The 18,312-nt window shown below is 70.2% G+C and carries 16 protein-coding genes; 9 read left to right on the top strand and 7 right to left on the bottom strand.

Annotation, left to right across the window (positions count from 1 at the left end; all coding sequences use genetic code 11):
* Both MYF83_RS21820 and MYF83_RS21810 read left to right on the top strand, forming a co-directional pair.
* The coding region (locus MYF83_RS21820; protein WP_504974387.1) for a glycoside hydrolase family 18 protein at positions 1–416 on the top strand (416 nt) is incomplete at its 5' end.
* A gap of 11 nt (positions 417–427) precedes the next feature.
* Entirely contained in the window at positions 428–2,650 is a 2,223-nt protein-coding gene (locus MYF83_RS21810) for a pectate lyase-like domain-containing protein (protein WP_279339851.1), read from the top strand.
* 267 nt (positions 2,651–2,917) lie between these two features.
* On the opposite strand, the gene MYF83_RS21805 is transcribed toward MYF83_RS21810, so the two are convergent.
* From MYF83_RS21805 to MYF83_RS21790, 4 genes are all read right to left on the bottom strand, one after another.
* Positions 2,918–3,958 (bottom strand): cobalamin B12-binding domain-containing protein, encoded by a 1,041-nt coding sequence (locus MYF83_RS21805; protein WP_248962433.1) that lies wholly within the window; start codon positions 3,956–3,958, stop codon positions 2,918–2,920.
* Positions 3,955–5,844, bottom strand: a complete 1,890-nt coding sequence (locus MYF83_RS21800; RefSeq protein WP_248962432.1) for a SpoIIE family protein phosphatase — start codon at positions 5,842–5,844, stop codon at positions 3,955–3,957. The genes MYF83_RS21805 and MYF83_RS21800 overlap by 4 nt, the downstream gene beginning before the upstream one ends.
* A 214-nt stretch (positions 5,845–6,058) precedes the next feature.
* Entirely contained in the window at positions 6,059–6,361 is a 303-nt protein-coding gene (locus MYF83_RS21795; RefSeq protein ID WP_248962431.1) for a hypothetical protein, read from the bottom strand.
* Between the two features lie 243 nt (positions 6,362–6,604).
* Complete coding sequence (locus MYF83_RS21790) at positions 6,605–7,459, bottom strand: glycosyltransferase family 2 protein (RefSeq protein ID WP_248962430.1); 855 nt, start codon at positions 7,457–7,459, stop codon at positions 6,605–6,607.
* Positions 7,460–7,691: 232 nt separating this feature from the next.
* On the opposite strand from MYF83_RS21790, the gene MYF83_RS43855 reads away from it, so the two are divergent.
* The 5 genes from MYF83_RS43855 (at position 7,692) to MYF83_RS21765 (ending at position 11,555) form a co-directional block, all read left to right on the top strand.
* Positions 7,692–8,054: a helix-turn-helix domain-containing protein gene (locus MYF83_RS43855; protein ID WP_248962429.1), complete on the top strand. Its 363-nt coding sequence runs from the start codon at positions 7,692–7,694 to the stop codon at positions 8,052–8,054.
* 65 nt (positions 8,055–8,119) lie between these two features.
* A complete protein-coding gene (locus MYF83_RS21780; RefSeq protein WP_248962428.1) occupies positions 8,120–8,869 on the top strand; it encodes a CPBP family intramembrane glutamic endopeptidase in 750 nt (249 codons plus the stop codon).
* 86 nt (positions 8,870–8,955) lie between these two features.
* Positions 8,956–9,756, top strand: coding sequence for a polysaccharide deacetylase family protein (locus tag MYF83_RS21775; protein ID WP_248962427.1), 801 nt, complete (start codon positions 8,956–8,958; stop codon positions 9,754–9,756).
* Between the two features lie 134 nt (positions 9,757–9,890).
* Positions 9,891–10,715 carry an alpha/beta fold hydrolase gene (locus MYF83_RS21770; protein WP_248962426.1) on the top strand — a complete coding sequence of 275 codons (825 nt, stop codon included), beginning with the start codon at positions 9,891–9,893 and terminating at the stop codon, positions 10,713–10,715.
* A 138-nt stretch (positions 10,716–10,853) separates the two neighbouring features.
* Entirely contained in the window at positions 10,854–11,555 is a 702-nt protein-coding gene (locus MYF83_RS21765) for an HNH endonuclease family protein (protein WP_248962425.1), read from the top strand.
* Positions 11,556–11,693: 138 nt separating this feature from the next.
* Here MYF83_RS21765 and MYF83_RS21760 read toward each other — a convergent pair whose 3' ends face one another.
* Positions 11,694–12,020: a hypothetical protein gene (locus MYF83_RS21760; protein ID WP_248962424.1), complete on the bottom strand. Its 327-nt coding sequence runs from the start codon at positions 12,018–12,020 to the stop codon at positions 11,694–11,696.
* Positions 12,021–12,443: 423 nt separating this feature from the next.
* Between MYF83_RS21760 and MYF83_RS21755 the strand changes: the two genes are divergently transcribed.
* Complete coding sequence (locus MYF83_RS21755; RefSeq protein ID WP_248962423.1) at positions 12,444–14,669, top strand: molybdopterin-dependent oxidoreductase; 2,226 nt, start codon at positions 12,444–12,446, stop codon at positions 14,667–14,669.
* Here MYF83_RS21755 and MYF83_RS21750 read toward each other — a convergent pair.
* Together MYF83_RS21750 and MYF83_RS21745 are read right to left on the bottom strand one after the other, a co-directional pair.
* On the bottom strand, positions 14,609–15,652 hold the full coding sequence (locus tag MYF83_RS21750; protein WP_248962422.1) for an anti-sigma factor RsbA family regulatory protein: 1,044 nt from the start codon (positions 15,650–15,652) through the stop codon (positions 14,609–14,611). The genes MYF83_RS21755 and MYF83_RS21750 overlap by 61 nt on opposite strands.
* A complete protein-coding gene (locus MYF83_RS21745; protein WP_248962421.1) occupies positions 15,649–16,494 on the bottom strand; it encodes an MEDS domain-containing protein in 846 nt (281 codons plus the stop codon). The genes MYF83_RS21750 and MYF83_RS21745 overlap by 4 nt, the downstream gene beginning before the upstream one ends.
* Before the next feature lie 601 nt (positions 16,495–17,095).
* Between MYF83_RS21745 and MYF83_RS21740 the strand changes: the two genes are divergently transcribed.
* A complete protein-coding gene (locus MYF83_RS21740; protein ID WP_248962420.1) occupies positions 17,096–18,310 on the top strand; it encodes an FxsB family cyclophane-forming radical SAM/SPASM peptide maturase in 1,215 nt (404 codons plus the stop codon).
* Positions 18,311–18,312: the final 2 nt, after the last annotated feature.

Genomic DNA, 18,312 nt, shown 5'->3' with positions numbered 1-18,312 from the left:
GCCCGACCGCCGACGGCATCCGCTTGATCAACCAGTCCAAGGCCCTGGACGTCCCCATCGACAACTACACGATCATGCCGTTCGACTTCGGCGGCGGCGCGAACATGTACCAGAGCACGGTCAACGCCTCCGAAGGGCTGAAGAACGCGCTCAAGAGCGCCTGGGGCTGGACCGACGCGCAGGCCTACGCCCACATGGGCATCTCCGGCATGAACGGCCTGTCCGACCAGCAGGAGCTGACCAGCACCGCCACCTGGACCCAGATCCGCGACTGGGCGAACTCCAAGGGCCTGACCCGCCTGGCCTTCTGGTCGGTCAACCGCGACCGGCCCTGCCCAGGCGGCGGCGTCCAGGAGACCTGCAGCGGGATCTCCCAGAACGACTGGGACTTCACCCGCATCACGGCCGGCTTTTAGTAGAGGGCGACATGTCGAGACACAAGTCATCCGTATTCATCGCAGCCCTGGCCACCGCAGCCCTGTCCCTGGTAGCGGTGCCCGAGGCTAGCGCCACGGCCGCGACGGCCGTAGCCTCCTCCACCACGGCCGGCGTCGCTGCCGCGGCCCTGCCCACCGACTGGACCACCGTGGTCAGCAAGAACAGCGGCAAGTGCGTGGACGCCCGCGCCGCCGCCTCCGCCAACGGCACCGCCGTGCAGCAGTACGCCTGCAACGGCAGCGCTGCCCAGCTGTGGCAGCTGCAGGCCACCAGCGGCGGCTACTACCGTGTCAACAGCAACCTCAACGCGGCACAGGCCTGGGACGTGACGAACGTCTCTACCGCCGACAGCGCCCCGATCCAGCTGTGGACCTACTCCAACGGCAACAACCAGCAGTGGCTGCCGGTGGAGGAGGCCGGAGGCACCTACCACTTCGTCAACCGCAACAGCGGCAAGTGCCTGGACGTACCGGGCGCGTCGACCGCCGACAGCGCCCAGCTGCAGCAGTACACCTGCAACGGAACCGCGGCACAGTCATTCATCATGGGAACCACCTCACCGCCGCCACCGCCGGGCACGCCGGACTTCGGGCCCAACGTCAGCGTCTTCGACCCCTCGATGCCCGCCTCGACAATCCAGAGCAAGCTGAGCTCGGTGTTCAGCCAGCAGCAGACCAACCAGTTCGGCGGCGACCGCTTCGCGCTGCTGTTCAAGCCGGGCACCTACAACGTCGACGCCAACGTGGGCTTCTACACGCAGGTGGCGGGCCTCGGCCTGTCGCCTGACAACGTCACGATCAACGGCGGCGTCCACGCCGAGGCCGACTGGTTCCAGGGCAACGCGACCCAGAACTTCTGGCGCAGCGCGGAGAACCTCTCGGTCACCCCGCCCTCCGGCACCGATCGGTGGGCCGTGTCGCAGGCCGCGCCGTACCGCCGGATGCACGTGCGCGGCAACCTCCAGCTCGACGACGGAGGATGGTCCAGCGGCGGCTTCATCTCCGACTCCAAGATCGACGGCCAGGTGCAGTCGGGCTCGCAGCAGCAGTGGCTGTCGCGCAACGCGCAGTGGGGCAGCTGGACCGGTTCCAACTGGAACATGGTCTTCGTCGGTGTCACCGGCGCGCCGTCGAACAGCTTCCCCTACCCGCCGTACACCACGGTGAGCACGACGCCAGTCGTCCGTGAGAAGCCGTTCCTCTACGTCGACTCGGCGGGCGCCTACCAGGTGTTCGTGCCGGCGCTGCGGAGCAACTCGCAGGGCACCACCTGGGCCGGCGGTACGCCCGCGGGGTCGTCCATCCCGATCGACCAGTTCTTCATCGTCAAGCCCGGCAACACGGCGGCGGACATCAACGCCGCGCTGAGCCAGGGCAAGGACCTGCTGGTCACCCCGGGTGTTTACCACCTCAACGACACGATCAGGGTCACCCGGGCGAACACCGTGGTGCTCGGGCTCGGCCTCGCCACGCTGGTCCCCGACAACGGGGTCACGGCCATGTCGGTCGCCGACGTGGACGGGGTCAAGGTGGCCGGGCTGCTCATCGACGCCGGTACCACCAACTCGGCCGTGCTGATGCAGGTCGGCCCGTCCGGCTCCTCGCTGAACCACGCCGCGAACCCCACCTCGCTGCACGATGTGTTCTTCCGCATCGGCGGCGCGGGAGTCGGCAAGGCCTCCCAGAGCCTGGTGATCAACAGCTCGAACGTCATTGGCGACCACATGTGGCTGTGGCGGGCCGACCACGGCAGTGGTGTCGGCTGGACCACCAACACCGCCGCCACCGGCCTGGTCGTCAACGGGAACGACGTGACGATGTACGGCCTGTTCGTCGAGCACTACCAGCAGTACCAGACCATCTGGAACGGCAACGGCGGGCGCACGTACTTCTTCCAGAACGAGCTGCCCTACGACCCGCCCGACCAGGCGGCGTGGATGAACGGCAGTACCCAGGGCTACGCGGCCTACAAGGTGGCGAACTCGGTCACCACCCATGAGGCGTGGGGCCTTGGCAGCTACGCCTACTTCAACGTCAATCCGAGCGTGGTGGAGGCGCACTCCTTCGAGGTGCCGAACACCGCGGGAGTGAAGTTCCACAGCATGGTCACGGTGTCCCTAGGCGGCACCGGCACCATCAGCCACATCATCAACAACACGGGAGGCCCGTCCAACTCCTCTACCAACGTCGCCAATCTGGTCAGCTATCCCTGACCTCCGAAGGCGGCCTTCCCCGGGAAGGCCGCCTTCGGCGTTCCGTTCGAAAGCGCCCGACCGTCCCGTAGGCGGCCGGGCGAGGCGGGTCAGAATATCGACTTCCCGCCGCGACCCGGTGGAATCGTCACGGCGATGTCCGGTCGCGGGCCGGGCCTCGGGTTCAGGACCCAGGATCAGACGCCAGATCGCACATCTTGCTGATCCACAACAGCCGCTCCTCACCGACAGGTCTGCCGCTACTGCGACAGGGATCTCCGGACCGGCTCACTGGGCGCTGCGAGCCGTCTCGATGCCCTCGGCCAGAATGTCGCGGGCACGGGGCAGATCGTGCAGCTCGTCGCGGAGGAGGCACAGTCCCAGCACCACCGACGCGGACGGCACCCCCCGTACGCGCAGCACCTCGCAGGTCCAGGAGATGAAGTCGGTGAACAGCGGGACGTCGTCGACGTAGAGTGCGGCGGCGAGGAAGTCCACGATGTGCCCGAGATCGTCGGCCGTGGACTCCAGCTGCTGGTCACTGTAGGAAGCCATCGGCGGATAGGCCGCGGTGAGGGCACGCATCGTCCGGGAGAGCTGCCCGGCGCGGCCCTTGACCAGCTGGGCGTACCTGGCATCGGCCAGATGGGGCAGCGTCTCCAGTGGCGCCGGGAAGGACGGCAGCAGTCCGGCCTGCAGGAGGTCGGCGGCCGCGTCCGCCGTCGGCGCCCACCCGTCGGCGCCCAGCTTCCGGGCGAAACGGCCGCCCGCCCCGAATCCCAGGCCACCCGCCAGTACCGGGACGCCGACGGCCTGGCACGCGGTGATGGTCGCGTGCGCGCGGGGCAACCGGGTGGGCAACGCGCAGCCGAGGGCCACCGCGTCGGGCCCCGTCTGGTGCAGATGGGTCACCAGGTGAAAGCCGGGGACGCTGGCCCCGAGGAAGTCCACCTGCCAGCCCCGCAGCCGCAGCACCTCGGCCAGCAGCCGCGTCGGCAACTGGTGGTACTCGCCGTCACTGCAGGCGACCGTCACGCGGCCGTCCTTGGGCGAGGTCCGCACCTTGGCGGCGACCGCGGCGACGGCTCGCTCGCTGACGGCCGTGGCTCCGTGCTCGCGAGCCACCGACCACTCATTGGCCGCCCACAGATCGCCGACGCGGCGCTGGGCGGGGGCGACGACCTCCAGCAGGAGGCGTTCCGCAGGTACGCCCTCGTCCAGCAGACCCAGCAGCAGGTCGATGGCCCCGTACTCGTCGGCCTGACCGATGCACTCCAGGTGGCGCTCGGTGGTTGCGCTGAGGTCGGCGGCGAGACCGAGATCGGTCATCGGCCGCCTTCCCGCACGGCCGTCCCGGGATGCCGGACCGGTGCCGCGGACCGGCCGGACCGGGTACGGGACGCGGACCGTTCCGAACCTGTGCGGGGCGCGGAGGCACGGCGGCCGGCAAGCGGGGCCTGGATGGCCAGCAGCGCGCGGTCATCGTGCTCGCCGTGGCCCAGCCACGCGGTGGTGAGCTGCTCCAGCCGCTGCACCACCGCCTCGGCCGGCATTCCGGCGCAGGTGGCAAGGGCGGCCTTCAGCCGGTCCATCCCGTACATCTCCCGGCCGGTGGCGCCCCCGAACGCCTCGGTGATGCCGTCGCTGTACAGCAGGCACAGCTCGCCGGGGGCGAGGTCGACGGTGGCCGGGTCGAGGTCGATCCGTTCCAGGGCTCCGAGCATGGAGCCCCGGGCGGTGACCTCCTCCACGCCGCCGTCCGCCCGCAGGATCAACGGCTCCGGGTGCCCGGCCACGGCCAGGTCCACGAGCAGGTGCTCGTCGTCGCCCGGACGCAACGTCGCCAGCACCAGCGTGGCGTAGGAATCGGGTGCGGTCGAGGCCAGCAGAGAGAGGTTGATGAGCTCGATGAGCCGCTCCGGCCGGTCCTCCAGGAGCAGCAGCGTGCGCAGCGAGTGCCGGATCTGCCCGGCCAGCACGGCCGCCCGGGCACCCTTGCCGCACACGTCACCGAGGATCACCAGCGGCGCATGCTCCCGCCCACGGACACCGCGAGCACCTGGCCCGTACTCACGGTCACCGGCGGAGGTGCGGGGTGAGCGGGTGTCGCCGGGGACGGGGATGCCGGCGGCCGGGTGGGGGGCGCTGGGGACGGGAGCGCCGGATTGGTACACGTCGTAGAAGTCGCCGCCGATCAGCCCTGCCTGTTGCGAGGCGCGCAGCGATCCGGCCAGCTCGACGTGATCGAGCACGGGCAGCTCCGGCGGCAGGAGGTCACTGGTCAGGATCGCGTTGGTCGCGCTCTGCTCCTGGTACAGCATGGCGGCGGAGACGGCCGCACCGGCCCGGGCGGCGAAGACGCGCACCAAGCTCTCGGTCTTCTCGTCGAAGGGCGGTCCCCCCGTGCGGCGGGCGAGCAGGAGCGCGCCCGCCGGCGCGCCGGTTCCGGGCAGCGGCGTGACCAGGATGTGCGCCGCCGGGCCGAAGCCGGTGGGCAGGAGCCAGCCGGGAGCCTGCGCCGGATCGAGCCAGCGGCTCGGCACGGGCGGGAATCCGTCCAGCGCCTCGACCAGTCCGGGCACCTCGCCGGTGGCCGCGGCCGCGATGACGCCTTCCTCCACCCCTGCCACACCCGCCGTGGCGCGCAGCCAGCGCGCCTTTCGATGTTCGGCCGGGAGCAGCACCATGGCGACGTCGCCCAGGAACGGGATGGCGAGTTCGGCGGCGGCGCGGGCGCAGCGGCGCGTGTTGAGCGAGGCGGACAGCCGGTGCCCGGCCTCGACGAGGAACTCAGAACGACGACACCCACCCGGCAGGTGACCGGATCCGTGGTGATCCGCGGTGACGTCGGACAGGTACCAGGCGTGGTGTGCGACCCCGAAGGTCTCGCGGCGTACGCGGATCAGCCGTTCACCGTACGTCACTCGCCGGCTCTCGCCGACCGGGCAGGAGCGGTCGAACAGCACCGCGACGGCACCCCAGGCGGCCGGTAGGCCGGGGGTCACACCCGGGACGATACGGGTGGCGGCCGAGTTGACCATGATGACGTGCCCGCCGGCGTCACACAGCACCACACCCTCGCCGGAGGCCTCCATGACAGCGCGCAACAGGTCCGCGTCGGGTGTCCCGGTCCGATTCTGCGACGGGTCTTCCAGATGACGACCGGAGAGTTCGCTGATGGAGGCGGGAATGCTGCCGGGTCGTACTCGTGCCATCACGAGACCTTCCACGTCGAATGCATTCAGCCTACCTGCGGCCATGTACGAAAGATCATAGATCCATGGCCATGAACGGTTGGGGCGGACCCTCCTTCCCCTCCGAGCTCGCGCATCAGAGACCCCTGGGGGTGGCATTCCGGAGTTCGGCATGGGCGGAACGAGCGTCGCCTGGGCGGGCGGGCGGGCAGGCGGGCCGGGGCTCGGGCTGTGGTCATGGGCGGGTTGAGCGCCACCAGCGTGAGGGGAGTCTCACCACGCCCTGGGCCACGGCGGCCGCCCCGGCTCCGGGGGCGAGGAAGTGTTCGAGGGACAGTGTCGGTGGGGGATCGACGAGCAGCCGGACCGACCCCGCCAGCAGGACCAGCCAGCCGACGATCATGACAAGCTGGCGGAGCAGGCTGGACATCTGCCCGAGCGTGCCGGACATCTGCGCGAGCAGGGCGTTCCCCGCCCTGACGACCTTGGAAGCCTCCTCCAGCCTCCGGACCAGCCTCCGCTGTCTCGACCTGGCCACGCGATCCACCTCCCACCAAAAGGATCTTTGATCCCTTAGGTGGGCTCGCTAGCGCAAGCAATATCAACTTCCGGGGTCGCCCGCAATCGGAACCGCACGCCGTAGACGACTCTTCGAAGATGTGTTCGATACCCTCCGCTCTCTTTGCCGTCCCCATCGACATTCCTGCCCTGCGGTCACCGGTCACGACGGCGCTCGAGGTGACGGGAACCGGCCTGTTGGGGATGGCGATGCGTGGCGTTCTCAGGCGGCGACGTGCTCCGACACGGTGGCGGTGACCCGGCGCTCGGGGACCGTGATGCGGCGGGTGCGCTCGCGCAGGATGGTCTTGAGCACCCGCCAGCCGTCGCGGACGGCGTGCAGGTTGCTGGTCCCGTGGATGCGGCAGCGCTCGTGGCTCGGCACTTCCTGGATGGCGAGGCCGGCCTTGGCCGCCCGCACGTTCATGAGCGTCTCGATCTCGAAGCCGTCGCAGTCGAGGGCGAGCGCGTCCAGGTGACGGGCCCAGAAGGCGTTGTAGCCGTAGCACAGATCGGTGTAGCGGGTGCCGTACAGCCAGTTGGTGAGCGTCGTCAGCACCGTGTTGCCGAGCGAGCGGGTGAAGCTGATGTCGTCGGACCCGGCGCCGGAGGTGAAGCGCGAGCCCTTGGCGAAGTCGGCGCCGGCGACCAGAGCGGACACGAAGCGGATGATCTCGTGTCCGTCGGTGGAGCCGTCGGCGTCGATCATCACGATGATGTCGCCACTGGCGGCCGCGAAGCCCTCGATGAGGGCGTTGCCCTTGCCCTTGCCGGTCTGGTTGACGACGCGCAGGCCCGGCCGCAGGGCCCTCGCGACCGCCACGGTGTCATCGGTGGAGTTGCCGTCGACGAGGATCACCTCGTCGACCCAGCGGGGCAGGGTGGCGAACACGTGGGGCAGGTTCTCCGCCTCGTTCATGGCGGGAACCACCACGCTGACCGTCGCGCCGATGGCGAGGTCGTCGCTGACCGAGGTGAACTTGCCCTGGGTGGCGGTGATCCCGTACGTCGTCATGGGCACAGTGTGGAACGGGCCACCTGCAAGCGACTTGACGTCACCTTGCAAGACCATGGTCATCAGGCTGTCGTATGTCCAGCTACACCAAGACGTGGAAATCGCAACGATCCGTGTATCTGCATCCGACGCGGCCCCGACACAGGACATATTGGTATGGATCAAATGCTTCTGAGATGACCAGCGCGAAACCCGAGGTTTCCCACCTGTTCGAGGGTCGTCTGGGGGCCGTGCCCGGCCGTACGAGCAGGCACGTGCCCGAGCCGTAGCGCTCGTCGGTGCACGGCTGTTCGAGGTGCTCTGGCACGCGGCCGTCCCCCTGCGCCCGGCCGCCGTCGACGGCGTCGGGCCCACCCATTCGAGCCCGGCCGCCGTCGACGGCGTCGGGCCCACCCATTCGAGCCCGGCCGCCGTCGACGGGACCGTGGCGGTCTCGCAGGTGTGGTCGGACGCGGACGTCGAGCGGCTGGAGCGGTTCGACGCCGATGTCCTCGCCCTGCCGGCCGCCGGGCTGCAGGACGACGCGATCGCGCGGCAGCTCGACGTGAGCCTGCGCACGGTCCAGCGGCGGGTGCGGTTCCTCTGCGACCGCCTCGGCGCCCGCACCCGCTTCCAGGCGGGCCTGTTCGCCGCCCGCCAGAACCTGCTGGACGGCTGACACTCGGCTGACGGCCCGCGTGGCAGGCTTCGCGGGAAGGAGTGCGAGATAAGGAGAGAAGGACGGTGCTCACCCCCCGGCTGATCAGGGCCGAGATCCTCGTCGTGTTCGCGGTGTCGCTCGGGGCCAGCGCCCTGCGGTCCCTCGTCTCGCTGATCGGCTCGCTGACCGCTCCGAAGGAGCTGAAGGTCCAGCACGCCGTGCTCGTCGGCACGATGGCGCCCGGCCGGCCGTGGCTCGACCTGACGCTGCAGCTCGTCGACCTCGCCGTCGCGGTGGCGCCGGTCGCCCTGGTCGCCTACCTGCTCGCCAGGTCCGGCGAGTCGCCGCGTACCATCGGGGCCGACCTGCGGGCGCCGGGGCGCGACCTGCTCCGCGGCGCGCTGCTGGCGGCCGTGGTGGGCGGCACCGGGCTGGTCTTCTACCTGGCGGCGTTCCGGGCGGGCGTCAACCTCGACGTCGTCCCCGACCGGCTTCCCGACGCCTGGTGGCGGGTGCCCGTCCTGCTGCTGGCGGCCCTGCAGAACGGGGTGCTGGAAGAGGTGATCGTCAGCGGGTACCTGCTGCACCGGCTCGCCGAGCTCCGCTGGCGGCCGTGGCATGCGGTCGCGACGTCGGCGCTGGTGCGGGGTTCCTACCACCTCTACCAGGGCTTCGGCGGCTTCGTCGGGAACCTCGCGATGGGCCTGCTGTTCGGGCGCCTGTACCAGAGGTGGGGGCGGACGATGCCGCTGATCGTGGCGCACACGCTGATCGACGCGGTCGCCTTCGTCGGCTATGGCCTGCTTCGTGGCCGCGTGACATGGCTCCCATAATCGCCTGTGCCGCATATACCGCACGGTTACCGTTCTAGTTCCTGTCGGTCGGTCCGCTCCAGGATCGGAGTGGGTAGCGTGAGATCGTGGAGCAAAGCGAGCTCGGCCGGCGCCGCGCGCTGTGGGCCCTCGGGGCCGTGACGCTTGCGACCCTCGTGGTGGGTGACGCGGTCCGCTCGTCCTCTCGCAAGCCGGATGCCGTGCCTCCCGCGCGGCGGCGGCCGGCAGTCCACCCGCCCGTCGCGCTGCCGCCTCCGGGGTGGACGTTGTCCCCGCTCAAGGCCCGTCACCAGCCCGTGCACAGCCTGCGCGACCTCGCCCCGGCGGCGCCGGGCAACGCCATCGCGCTCACCATCGACGACGGGCCGCATCCGGAGTGGACGCCGAGGATGCTCGACCTGCTCGCCGAGCATGACGTGCGTGCGACGTTCTCACTCATCGGCTTGCAGGTGCGGCGCTACCCGCGGCTGGCCGACCGCATCGTCCGCGCCGGGCACCAGCTCTGCAACCACACGATGCACCACCCGATCCCGTTCAACCGCCTGCCCGCCCGGCGTATGCGGGCCGAGATCGTGGAGGCGCAGGGGCGTATCGCCGACGCCACGGGTGTCACCGCGAAGTTCTTCCGGTCGCCCGGCGGTTCGTGGTCACGCCAGGTCGTCCACATCGCCGACGACCACGGCATGATCCCGATCGACTGGGACATCGACCCGCGCGACTGGTCAAGGCCGGGCACCCGGCGCATCGCCCAGAGCATGCTCGCCTGCCGGCCGGGCGCCATCCTGCTGTGCCATGACGGGGGCGGTGACCGCTCCGAGACGATCAAAGCCCTGCGCACGGTGATCCCGCGCCTGAAGCACCGCGGGCTGTCCTTCGTGTCCTTGTGAGCTCTCCGGGGAGTCCGCGAGATCCCGCAATTCGCCGAGGGCCGTCGGTCCATCCTGTCAATTTCGGTTGACACCGCCTCTGCTGTCAACTTACATTGACATTCGACGGGATATGCCGAACGGAGAGGCAGGCCATGAAGACATCGACCCTGGAAGTGTCCGGCGCGAGCATCTACTACGAGGTACGGGGAGAGGGGCCGGTGCTCCTGCTCATCCCCGGCGGCAGCGGTGACGCCAGCGGATACACCCTTGTGGGCCGCGTGCTGGCCGACAATTACACGGTGGTGACCTTCGACCCGCGCGGCAACTCCCGCAGTGCCATCCATGGCGCCCTCCGCGACCAGCGCGTCGAGGAGCACGCCGAGGACGCCCACCTGCTGCTCACCGAGGTCGGCGCCGAGCCGGCGTACGTCTTCGGCAGCAGCTCCGGCGCGCTGGTCGGGCTGGACCTCGCGGCCCGCCACCCCGAGCAGGTACGCGGGCTCGTCGCGCACGAGCCGCCCGCCGCCACGCTGCTGCCCGACGGCGAGCGGTGGATGGCCTTCCTGCGGGAGGTGCACGATCTCCACCAGAGCGAGGGGGCCGCTCCGGCGATGCGGAAGTTCGCCGAGGGCATGGGCCTGCGGCCGCAGTTCGAGGCGCAGGGCGAGCCGCCGCCGCAGGTACGGGAGATGCTCGAGCGCGTCGGCGCCAACATGGAGTTCTTCTTCGCCCACGAGATCCTGTCCTTTTCCCGCTACGTGCCCGACTTCGACGCGCTGCGGGCCGTCCCGGTCGTGCTCGCGGGTGGTGAGGAGTCGCGCGGGCAGATGCCCTACCTGGCCGGCGCGGCGGTGGCCGAGCGCCTCGGCACGCAGGTCGTGCACTTCCCTGGCGACCACGTCGGCTACACCGCCGACCCCCTGGCCTTCGCCGGAAGGCTGCACGAGGTGCTCGCCAAAGACCTTGGCGCCTCCTGAGCCCCGGTCCGAATGTGGTCACGGCCGGGTCCGGACCAGACCGGTGTCAATCGCGAGATATATGGGGATTGATAGACCGAGTCATCATCACCCGTACATGCCCGGGAGGCGGCACTGAGCACGCGCGGGGTGGTCGCAATGGTGGCAGTCGCCGTACTGCTCGTCTCCCTGGCCGGCCGCGAGGCCACACACGGCACCACGCAGGTTGTCACGCGGGCGAACCCGCTGGAGAACCCCGAGGGCACCAAGCCCGGGCTGGTCCCCATCACCTCGCGCATGGACAGAGCGGAGGCCGTCGACCTGATCAGAAGGGTCCGGGTCGGCGGCCAGGGCTCCAAGCGGGGCTACACGCGGGCCCGGTTCGGGGAGAACTGGGCGGACACCGCGCGCGGGGTGCCTTACGCGCGCAACGGATGCCGCACCCGTGACGACCTGCTGGCCAGGGACGGGGAAGAGGTGACGTATCGCCACGGGTCGCACTGTGTCGTCGTGGCGATGAGGCTGCGGGACCCCTACACCGGCAAGACCATCCTGTGGCGCAAGCGCGACGCGGATCGCGTGCAGGTCGACCACGTGGTGCCGCTTTCGTACGAATGGCGCATGGGGGCCTCGCGCTGGCCCATGGCCAAGCGCGTGCGCATCGCCAACGACCCGCTCAACCTGATGCCGGTCTACGGACCCGCCAACGAGGACAAGGGCGGCGCGGGCCCGGCGTCCTGGCTCCCTCCGGTACGCAAGGTCCGCTGCGCCTACGTCGCCCGTTTCGCACAGGTCGTGGTGAAATACGACCTGCCGGTCACCAGGGCGGACAAGGCGGCCATGCTCGCCCAGTGCCGCTGACCTCCGCCGGCCGGGCAGGCGACGTCGCGCGGCGAGCGACGACGGGAACACGGCGTTCCCGCCACCGAAGACGCTTCGGCGCAGCACGCATCCCACGACGTCGCTCATCTGCGGCGCCGCGGGACGTCCTTCAGACGGTCAGTGCCTCGCGCCGACCGGCTGCCGGTTGTACTGCGGGTCCATTTGGGACTGTTCCGGGCGCGGACCCTGCTGGCCGGGCATGGCGGTGCCCTGAGCCTGCTGTGCCGGCGTGGCCGGGTTCTGCGCGGCGGTGACGAGTTCGCGTACCGCGCCTTCCAACTCTTCGGCCGTGTCGGCCTCCGCGAGCCGCGCGCCCGCCGGCGCCGAGGCCCTGGGCATCGCCCAGAAACGCCCGGTGTGCTCTCCGTACCAGACGGCCCATCCGGGCAGCCGCGCAGCCAGCTCGCGCGCGGCGGCCTTACCCTCGGTGACCTCGTTCGCCATCACGACCTTCTTCCCGTGTCCAACCCGTCATCATTCAGCCGGGACGGCGACCCTCAGCCGGACATGCCCCATCGGGCATCCCTCGGCAGGTGCCTGCTCCCATTTCCGGACGGTTGATCGGCCAGCTCGAACCAGACCACGCTGCCCGCAGCTATGCGGTCAAAACCCCCGGTCCCCACCGTACGTGAGGAAAGCCGTGTTTGGTCACGAATGGGCTCGTTGACGGATTGTCAAACCCCGAGTCGTCCAGCCGCCGGAGGAGTTCGTCACGCGGGCGGCCGCCCCCGGCGCGGGCTCCGTCTCCGGCCCGCGCGCAGGTGAACGCGAGACCCGTACCGACCCCTAGGGCGCGAATTGCTGGGGTTCCCCTTGTCTCCCGCCCCTGCACATCATGAGTCCATCCGACGATCTCAGGGAGTGCCGATGAGAACCGCGCACCGGACCTGTCCCCTCTGCGACGCCGTCTGCGGCCTGCGGCTCACCCTCGACGACAGCGGACACGTCACGTCGGTCAAGGGCGACCCGGACGACCCGTTCTCCAAGGGATTCATCTGCCCGAAGGGCGCGAGCCTCGGCCACCTGGACGAGGACCCCGACCGGCTCCGCGTCCCGATGATGCGCGGTGAGGACGACGAGTGGCACGAGGTCACCTGGGAGGAGGCCTTCGGGGCCGTCGACCGCGGGCTCAAGCGCGTCATCGACACCCACGGCCGTGACGCCGTCGCCCTCTACCTCGGCAACCCCACCTTCCACACCATGGGCGGCATCCTCTACAGGGGAGCGCTCGGCCAGGCGCTCGGCACGCGCAACATCTACTCCGCCAGCACGATCGACCAGATGCCGAAGCACGTCGCGTGCGGGTACCTGTTCGGCGACCCGCTCGCCATCTCGGTGCCCGACATCGACCGCACCGACTACCTGCTCGTACTCGGCGCCAACCCGGTGGAGTCCAACGGCTCGCTCTGCACCGCCCCGGACTTCCCCGGCCGGCTCAAGGCGCTGCGCAGGCGCGGCGGCAAGCTCGTGGTCGTCGACCCGCGCCGCACCCGTACGGCCGCCGTCGCCGACGAGCACCTGTTCGTACGGCCCGGCACCGACGCCTTCCTGCTGTTCGGCATCGTCCACACCCTCCTGGCCGAGGACCTCGCGACGATCGACCTGGAGGTGGCGGGACTCGAAGAGCTGCGGCGCCTGGCGGAGGACTTCACGCCCGAGATCGTGTCGCCCGTGTGCGGCGTGCCCGCGGAGCGCATCGTACGGCTGGCGCGCGAGCTGGCCGCGGCGCCCACCGCCGCCGTGTACTCGCGCATCGGCGCCTGCACCGTCGAGTTCGGCACCGCGACGCAGTGGCTCGTCGACGTGATCAACATCCTGACCGGCAACTTCGACCGGCCCGGCGGCGTCATGTTCACCAGGACCGCCACCATGGACCTCGGCCGCACCGGCGAGCCGTACACGACCGGGCGCTGGCACAGCCGCGTGCGCGGCATGCCGGAGTCGCTCGGCGAGCTGCCGGTGGCCACCCTCGCCGACGAGATCGAGACCCCCGGCCACGGGCAGGTCAAGGCGCTGATCGCGGTGGCCGGCAACCCGGTGCTGTCCGCACCCGGCGGCCCCCGGCTGGACCGCGCCCTGCGGGACCTGGACTTCATGGTCTGCGTGGACCCCTATCTGAACGAGACCACCAGGCACGCGAACGTCATCCTGCCGCCGCCGCGCATCCTGCAGATGCCGCACTACGACTTCCTGCTGCTGTCGGTCACGGTGCGCAACTACACCAGGTTCTCCCCGGCCATCCTGCCCCTGGAGCCGGGGCAGCTCTCCGAGGGCGAGATCATGGCGCGGCTGACGCTGATCGCCTCGGGCCAGGGCGCCGGCGCCGACCCCGGCGCGCTGGACGAGATGATGCTCGAGCAGATCCTCGGCGGCGCCACGCAGGCACCCGGCTCCCCGTTCGAGGGCCAGGACGTCGCCGAGCTGCGCGCTTCGCTGCAAGGCAACAGCGGTCCTGAGCTGCTGCTGGACGTCTTCCTCCGGCTCGGCTCCCACGGCCTGTCGCTCGCCGCGCTACTGGAGAGCCCGCACGGCATCGACCTCGGCCCCCTGGAGCCTCGCCTGCCCGAGTTGCTGTGCACCGTGTCGGGCCGGGTGGAGCTGGCCCCGCCGCCGCTGGCCGAGGAGGCCGCGCGGCTGCGCGAGCGGCTCGCGACGCCGGCGCCGGAAATGCTACTGATCGGGCGCCGCCAGCTGCGCTCCAACAACAGCTGGCTGCACAACGTGCCGACGCTGGCGGGCGGCAGCAACCAGTGCACCCTCCAGGTGCATCCGGACGACGTGACGCGGCTCGGCCTCGGCGAGCAGGCGGTGGTTCGCTCGGCGAACGGGGAGCTCGTCGTGCCGGTCGAGCCGACCGAAACGATCATGCCGGGCGTGGTGAGCCTGCCGCACGGGTGGGGGCACGCGGGAAGCTCTCAGCGCATCGCGGCCGAGCAGCCGGGCGTCAACGCCAACGTGCTCACCGACGAGTCGGTGGTGGACGTGCCTTCGGGAAACGCCGTGTTCAACGGCGTCCCGGTGACCCTCGCCCCCTACGAGCCGGTCGAATCCGCCGGCGCGCGGTCGCTCCCCCTGGCCTCGGCCCCCGCCTGAGCATCGCCGGCCTGGCCCGCGGGCGCCGGCAGGCGGAAGTGCAGCCGGATGGAGGTGCCCGCGGGGCGGTGATGGATGCGGACCAGGTCGGCGAGCTCGTTCGCGATCAGTATGCCGCGACCCCGGGTGGCGCCGTCCGCAGGCGGGATGCGTCCGGTCAGCGGGTCGGTGATGCGGCCGGAGTCGTCCAGCTGGCATGCCAGGGTGCCGTCCTCCGCCCACACCGTCAGCGTGCCGGGACCGCCGGTGTACTCGGTGGTGTTGGTGGCCAGCTCGTTCACCGCGAGAAGCAGCTCTGTGATGCGATCGTCGTCCAGGCCCTCCGCGGTCGCCCGTTCGGTGACGAAGTCGCGCACGCCCGGAAGCGCGCCGATGCCCATGAAGGTGTACGGCCTCGCGCTCGGCGGCGGTTCGGGCAGCGGCCAGTCGAACCTCGCCGCCGTCTCGATCGGATCGGTGTAGGCCGTGCTGGCCCAGGTGCCGGTCGAGTCCCCCAGGATGGGGTGCGTGCGCTCGGCGTCGGCGAGGGCCGAGGCGTCGAGCGCCGAGGCGTCGTAGGGGCACAGGATGGCCGCGTCACGACCGGTGAAGGCGGCGTTGATCAGCGCTTCGTGCGCTGCGCAGGCCGGGTACTCGATGACGCTGCGGCCCTTCCAGATCGGCTCTCCGATGATCCAGACCCGGCGGCCGGGGTGGGATCCGGCGAAGGCCAGCAGCACCGAAGGGATGATCCGGCCCGGATTGCGGCCGGCCTGGGCCATGTCGGCGAACGTGACGGCACTCGCCTCGGGCCCCAGCCGGGCGCGGATCAGCTCGCCGTTGCCGCCCGGCACGGCCACCATGGCCGGATCGCCGCACGCCAGCGCCCGCTGGAGGAACGCCGCGCAGCCGGCGGCGTACTGGTCCTCGTCACGGTAGAACAGGCCGATGTGCTCGAACGGATCCTCGCCGGTGCCGGTCGTCGCGCGGGTGGAGGCCGTCATGCGACCGCTCCCTCGTGAACCTCGCCGCCGAGCAACTTCAGCAGCTTCACCAGAGGCAGCGAACAGCCGGTGATGCGCACTCGAGACGGGGCGGTCGTGGCCGCGCCCATGAGTAGCCTGGCGGCCGCGGCGTCCGCGAACCGCAGCTCCGCGAGGTCGAGGGTCACGGGGGCGCCCAGCCCGGACAGGTCGTCCATGACGTCCGCGAGCGTGATGGCCAGCGCCTCCCTGTTGGAGGCGTCGGCCTCCCCGATCAGCCGCAACCCGGGTGGCTCGCCCGTGCGTTCCATGCGCAGCAGAGGGCGCCACTTCCAGTCGGTGGCCGGGTCGGCCGTGGACGGGTGCGCGGACTGGATGCGGCTGAGCCGCCGCGGTTCGAACAGCCGCCGGTCGTACAGGCACAGCGCCATGGCGTAGCCCTCGGCGAAGACCCGGTTGGCCTGCGCCTCGTACCAGTAGAGACGGTCGGTTTCCGGGACGGGCCCACCGGCCCACCCCATGTCGCCGATCATCCGCAGGCCCGCGTAACCACTGCCGCGCGCCACGGTGATCTCACGCCGCCAGAGGTCCAGAACCCGCTCGGGATCGAAGGCCCCACCGGTGAGGTAGCCGCCCTCCAGGCAGCCCAGCTGCAACTGCCCGGTACTCGCCAGGTTCCGCGCGTCCACGCCGTGGTCCTGAAGCTCCGTGAGGATCGTCCCGGGGGACGCGTCGCCGACATAGAGGATCTTCTGGTGGGTGCGGACGCCGGCGTTCACGTAGCCCGCCACAGCGGCCAGCCGCTGCTGGTCGTCATCGAACGTCCAGCACACGTGGTCGCCTGGACTCAGTCGATCTATCACGGATGGGTCCATCGTCGACCCTCCTCTGCTCTGGCCATCGTCGGTCGGCCACACCTGCCTGATCCGATTTGATCGCCGCGCTGCCCGATCAACCCGCCTACTGGGCGAATTCAGGCTACCAGCCACATATCGTCTACCCGGCTGATCGCGCGGCTAACGAGAGAGGCCACCTGCGGCGAACGCAGGTGGCCTCTCTCGTCACTCCCGGGTGGTCAGCACGGAAGGACGCGCACGTGACCGGATGGGGTCCCGGCGCTCAGCGCCCGCCTCCGGAGTGCCGCGGGTGTCATGCCGGGTGTCATGCCGGAGATAGTCCCAATCATCCCATGATATGAACTTTGTCACTGGGAGTCCGGATTGGCTGCCGTGCGTACTCGCCCTGCCACGGTGCGTACTCCCGCTACGGCGGCTCCCTCAGGGCGAACCCGGCCGCCGGCCTTCTCGTTGCCGGGTCGCGCCCAGGCGGTTCATCTCGCGCATTTCGAGCGCCCCGAATTCGGATAAAGGACCGGAGGCTGCTGTTCTCTCCTCATCGCACCTTTCGCGGGGTAATATCGTGAACAGTCGAGCCTACCCGGGGCGGGTGCGGAGTGTTTCCAGGGTGAAGTCCCACGTGGGAGAACCGGCCGCGGAATGGCCGGCCACGCTAGACATCGACGGTCTGCTGGAGAGCGGATGGCGCAGCCGTCCGTTCCGGCAGTTTCTCCTCAAGGTGCACAGCCGCTGCAATCTCGCGTGCGACTACTGCTACGTCTACATGATGGCGGACCAGAGTTGGCGCTCGCGGCCGATGGTGATGGCCCCCGAACTCGTCGAGATCGTGGCCCGGAGAATATCCGAGCACGCGCACGCCCATTCGCTGAACTCCGTCAGCGTCATATTGCACGGCGGTGAGCCATTGCTCGCCGGCCGCGAATACCTGACGAAAATCATCGAATCCGTTCGCGGCGAGGCCGGACCGAACGTGCGCGTGGACGCGGCCGTCCAGACGAACGGCGTGCTCCTCGACGAGGAGACCCTGCGCGCGTTCGACAGGCTCGACGTGCGCATCGGCGTCAGCCTCGACGGAAACCCGCGCGGCAACGACCGTAATCGCCGCTACGCGGACGGCCGCGGCAGCTACGCGGCCGTGGCCCGTGCCCTGCGCCTGCTGATGACTCCGCCCTTCCGCCACCTGTACGGCGGGTTGCTCTGCACGGTCGACCTGGCCAACGACCCGGTCGAGACCTACGAGGCGCTGGCCGGGTTCGAGCCGCCGATGATCGACTTCCTGCTTCCCCATGGCACCTGGGAGTCGCCGCCTCCTGGGCGCGGACCCGACAGCACGCAGGCACCGTACGCGGACTGGCTCATCACGGTCTTCGACCACTGGTACGACTCCGCGGGCGGCGTGGTCATCCGCTTCTTCCAAGAGATCATGCACGTGCTCCTCGGCGGCGCCTCGGCCAGCGAGGCCATCGGGCTCACCCCTTCCAGCCTCGTGGTGGTGGAGACCGACGGGACGATCGAACAGGTCGACTCGCTCAAGGCGGTAGGGCACGGTGCCCCCGCCACGGGGATGAACATCGTGAACCATCCGTTCGACGACGTCCTGCGGCATCCGGGGATGGTGGCGCGGCAACTCGGCTGGGAAGCCCTCAGCGACCAGTGCAAGAAGTGCAGGTTCGGCAGGGTGTGCGGGGCCGGGCTCTACCCGCACCGGTACAGGCCCGGCACCGGGTTCCGCAATCCGTCCGTCTACTGCGCCGATCTCTACCGCCTGATCGAGCATGTGCGGTCACGTCTCATCTCCGATCTGCGCCGGCCGTCCGGTTGAAG

Origin of the sequence: Sphaerisporangium perillae (genome assembly GCF_023276435.1) — a bacterium.
GTDB lineage: Bacteria > Actinomycetota > Actinomycetes > Streptosporangiales > Streptosporangiaceae > Sphaerisporangium > Sphaerisporangium perillae.
The sequence above is the reverse complement of the archived record's forward strand: the minus strand, read 5'-3'. Positions and strand labels throughout refer to the sequence as shown.